We start from the raw sequence: 3,995 nt of genomic DNA, 5'->3' as shown, positions 1-3,995 counted from the left end.
CGCTTGGGGTCGAGGTCCAGGTCGCGGCAGACCAGCGCCATCAGGCGCTTGGAGTCGGCGGCGTCGTAGATCGAGAAGCTCGATGTGAAGCCGAGCTTCTTGCTCTCGCGGCGCAGGATGCGCACGCAGGCGCTGTGGAACGTCATCACCCACATGGCGTTCGCACGCGGGCCGACGAGCTGCTCGACGCGCTCCTTCATCTCGCCGGCGGCCTTGTTGGTGAAGGTGATGGCGAGGATCTGGCCCGGGTGGACGCCCCGCTCGGCGAGCAGGTGGGCGATGCGGTGCGTGAGCACGCGGGTCTTGCCGGAGCCGGCGCCGGCCACGATGAGCAGCGGGGAGCCGGAGTGGGCGACGGCGGCGCGCTGGTTGTCGTTCAGCCCCTCCAGGAGCGCGGCGGCGTCCACCGGCGGGCGCGCGGCGCCGTCCCGGTAGTAGGCGTCACGGTCCGGCGGCGTGTCGAACTTCCCGCCGAACAGATCGTCCGGAACGGGCTCCGGTCCGTGATCGTCCTCGGGCGGCGGCGGGGGCTCGTCCGCGGGGCCCCGCTGGGCCTGGAGGTCCGCCAGGAAGCTGTCGTCAAAGAGGCTGCTCATCGCTCTCCGAGTCTAGGGCGCCCCACTGACAGCCCGCCGCCGCCCTGAGAACATCGCCGAAAGGACCCCCCTGTCACCCTCCAGGTCCACGTGATCACAGGCCGCTACAGCCTTCACAAACGCGTATGAATAATGACCAATCCCCCTCGATTGATCACTCTCGGCGATGCTCATGAGCAAGGTCACGGAAATGTATCGGGCATATCACCCATCAACCTTCACAAGGGCCACACGAGTTGGCTACCGTGCGAGGAAGGCCACACGACCCCCACCGGCGAACGTCGCCGGGCCGCGTGGCCTCCGCCGAGTCCGGCGTGCCGCAACGGCAGCCAGAGCCGGGGACCCAACCGAGACCCCGGGGTGAATCGGCCCGACTCCCTTGCCGGAGAAGGCCGTAGGGCAACCCTTCCGAAGTACCCGCCCGAACCCGACAGCTAACCCGGTAGGCGGAGCATGGAAGGAGTCGCCTCCCTTGGCGTCGCACCGCAAGTCGCGTCCTACGGGTTCGCGCGTGGCAGGCATACGGACCCCCGCCCTCGCAACGGCGGCCCTCACCTCCGTGGCCCTGCTGTCCCAGTCGGCCAACGCCGCCCCCGAGGCCGAGGACAAGCCCAGCCTGGAGGAAGTCGAGAAAAAGGTCGACGACCTCTACCGCCAGGCGGGGTCCGCCACCGAGAAGTACAACGGGGCGAAGGAGAAGACCGCTAAGCAGCGCAAGCGCGTCGACACCCTCCTCGACGACGTCGCCCAGCGCACCCAGAAGCTGAACGAGGCGCGGGAGGAGCTGGGCAGCTTCGCCGCCGCCCAGTACCGCACCGGCGCCTCCGCCCCGGACACCGCCACGTTCCTGCTCGCGGACACCCCACAGGACTACTTCGACCAGACCCAGCTGATGGACCGGATGACCGGCCGTCAGAAGGTGGCGGTCGACGACTACGTCACCCAGCAGTCCGAGACGATGGAGAAGCGTCAGGAGGCCGCCGAGAGCCTCGAGACGCTCACCGAGTCACAGGGCGACCTGAAGACGGCCAAGGCGACCGTCCAGAGGAAGCTCGCCGACGCGCGCGAGCTGCTGTCGAAGCTGACCGCCGAGGAGAAGGCGCGGCTCGCGGCGATCGAGAAGGAGAAGCAGCAGGAGGCCGCCCGCAAGGCCGCCGAGCTGGCCCGGCAGCAGGCCGAGCAGCAGAAGGAGCGGGAGCAGGAGCAGGAGGCCGCCCAGCAGCAGGGCAGCGGCTCCTCGTCCGCGGGGTCGTCCTCGTCGTCCACCGCGCCCGACTCCTCGTACGCCACCAAGGCCGACAAGGCGCTCGCCTTCGCCCGTGCCCAGATCGGCAAGCCGTACGTCTGGGGTGCCACCGGCCCCGGCTCCTACGACTGCTCCGGCATCACCCAGGCCGCCTGGAAGGCCGCCGGGGTGACCCTGCCGCGCACGACGTACGACCAGGTCAACGCCGGCACCACGGTCCCCCTGGCCGATGCCCAGCCCGGTGACCTTGTCTTCTTCTACGACGATGTCACCCACGTCGGCATCTACATCGGCAACGGCATGATGATCCACGCTCCGAAGCCGGGCACGTACGTGCGCGAGGAGTCGATCTACTACGACGGCGAGTCGTCGATCCACAGCGTGGTGCGGCCGGCCTGACGGGTCTCGCAGGTTTTTGGAGCCCCGCGCGCGTGGCCTGCCCGTAACGCGCGCGGGGCCTCCTAGCATCGGCCCCATGCCCGGCCCCTCCCCCTCAGTCGCCTGGTGGGCGCAGCGTGCTCCGGCGTCCAGTGCCGCCGTGCTGGCGACCGGCACCCTGTCGGTCGGTCTGGATCTGGCGGGGTACGAGGTCCTCTCACGCATCGCTCTCGGCCTGGCCTGCGCGGCCTGGCTGCTGTTCGCCGCGGACTTCACCCGGCGGCTGCTGCGGGCCGGGACCAGGTGGCGGGCGTACACGCGCAGGCCGGGCGTCCTCGAGAGCGTCACGACGGCCGCCCTCACCACCGTGGCGGCGACGGCCGTCCTGGGCACCGCCTTCTCGGCGGCCGGCTCCCGGGCTCTGGCCGTGACGCTGCTGGTGCTCGCCGTACTGCTCTGGCCGGTGCCGCTCGTCCTCGTCCCGCAGGGCGGGCAGCGGCGCAGGCCCGGGACGGTGTTCGCGCGCTGCATGGCCACCCAAGGGCTCGCCGTGCTCGGCGCCACGCTGGCCGCGGCCGAGTCAGAGGCCTGGCTCGCGCACGCGGCGCTGGTGCTGTTCTGGCTGGGGCTGGTGCTGTACGTCCTCGCCCTGGTCCAATTCGATGTGCGGCAGGTGGCCGAGGGGACCGGCGATCACTGGCTCGCGGGCGGGGCGCTCGCCCTCTCGGCGCTCGCCGGGGCGCTGCTGATCAGCGCCGACAGCGCGCGGCTGTACCTGTGGAACGAAGACGACCGGGACGTCCTGCGCACCGTGACCGTCGTGCTGCTCGTGCTCGCACTGGTCTGCTACGCCGTCCTGCTCGCCGCCGAGTTCCTGTGGCCCCGGCCCCGCCATGACGTCCGCCGCTGGGCGACCGTGTTCACCTGGGCCAAGACGGGGACGGCGGCACTGGCCGTCGCCGTCGCCCTCGACGTCTCCTGGCTCGACGGGTTCGGGGAGGCGCTGTTGTGGATCGCGGTGGCCGCGTGGCTCGTGGCCGCCGCCTGGACGGCCGCCTCGGCCCGGTCCGGGGTGCGGCCCGGCCGCCGGGTCAGGTCCAGAGCACGGCGATGAAGACGTTCGCCGTGGTCAGCAGCCCGACCAGGCCGAACAGGCCCTTGTCCACCTTCTCGTCGTCCCGTTTCACGTAGACCAGGCCGAGGATCACGATCAGCAGGGCCAGCTTCACGCCGATCTTGATGTTGTTCACGGACTGGTCGTCGGCCTGGTTGAGGCCGACCAGGATCACACCGGTGACCAGCATCGTCAGCGCGCCGTGCAGCATCGCCGGGGTGTAGCGGGCGGTGCCCTCGCCCATCGCCTTCATCTGGGTGAGAAAGCCGCCCAGGAGCGAGGCGATGCCGATGATGTGGAGGCCGACGAAGAGGTGGATGAGTACGTCCATGAGGCCGGAGCCTAATCAGGGGGTCCGATCCGCCCGACACCGGCCCACCGATGCATATATGCGCCCCATAGCACCCGATCACCGTCACTCGCCCATGATTCGACGCATCGGTCATCACGCTGAGTCAAGGCGCCGGCGCCGAGGCGGGATCGCGGTCGCATACGGTCACCGTCGGTCCTCTCGGAACAGTTCCGCGCACCGGCCACGGGCCCGCCATGGCGAGGTTTAGCGTCCTCCTCCAGGTGACCGGCTCCCCACCGCCGCCCGGGCCAGGGGCGGCAGTCGGGCACCACCGCCAGAAGGTCCGGCGGCGGCCCGCTTCCCCTGTGC

General features: G+C 70.6%; 4 protein-coding genes and 1 riboswitch. Of the genes, 2 read left to right on the top strand and 2 right to left on the bottom strand.

Going from position 1 to position 3,995, the window contains the following annotated elements; translation table 11 throughout:
- On the bottom strand, positions 1 to 596 hold a 596-nt coding region (locus ACFTZL_RS42235), incomplete at its 3' end, for a UvrD-helicase domain-containing protein (RefSeq protein WP_382595131.1).
- Between the two features lie 291 nt (positions 597 to 887).
- Positions 888 to 1,060, top strand: a riboswitch (cyclic di-AMP (ydaO/yuaA leader).
- 8 nt (positions 1,061 to 1,068) lie between these two features.
- Here ACFTZL_RS42235 and ACFTZL_RS42230 point away from each other — a divergent pair.
- Together ACFTZL_RS42230 and ACFTZL_RS42225 are read left to right on the top strand one after the other, a co-directional pair.
- Entirely contained in the window at positions 1,069 to 2,241 is a 1,173-nt protein-coding gene (locus ACFTZL_RS42230; RefSeq protein WP_382595128.1) for an NlpC/P60 family protein, read from the top strand.
- 76 nt (positions 2,242 to 2,317) lie between these two features.
- Positions 2,318 to 3,334 (top strand): hypothetical protein, encoded by a 1,017-nt coding sequence (locus ACFTZL_RS42225; protein WP_382595125.1) that lies wholly within the window; start codon positions 2,318 to 2,320, stop codon positions 3,332 to 3,334.
- Here the strand turns inward: ACFTZL_RS42225 and ACFTZL_RS42220 are convergent.
- The gene (locus ACFTZL_RS42220; RefSeq protein WP_107455854.1) at positions 3,312 to 3,665 is read right to left on the bottom strand and encodes a hypothetical protein; all 354 of its coding nucleotides are present in this window, start codon (positions 3,663 to 3,665) and stop codon (positions 3,312 to 3,314) included. The genes ACFTZL_RS42225 and ACFTZL_RS42220 overlap by 23 nt on opposite strands.
- Positions 3,666 to 3,995 lie beyond the last annotated feature (330 nt).

It is taken from the genome of Streptomyces sp. NPDC056948, assembly GCF_042674225.1.
Taxonomy (GTDB): Bacteria; Actinomycetota; Actinomycetes; order Streptomycetales; family Streptomycetaceae; genus Streptomyces; species Streptomyces purpurascens.
Note: the sequence above shows the minus strand (reverse complement) of the source record. Positions and strands in the feature narration are given on the sequence as shown.

Excerpts from the sequence above, each read along its gene's own strand:
- ACFTZL_RS42225 (WP_382595125.1), top strand. The coding sequence starts at position 2,318 with ATGCCCGGCCCCTCCCCCTCAGTCGCCTGGTGGGCGCAGCGTGCTCCG.
- ACFTZL_RS42220 (WP_107455854.1), bottom strand. The coding sequence starts at position 3,665 with ATGGACGTACTCATCCACCTCTTCGTCGGCCTCCACATCATCGGCATC.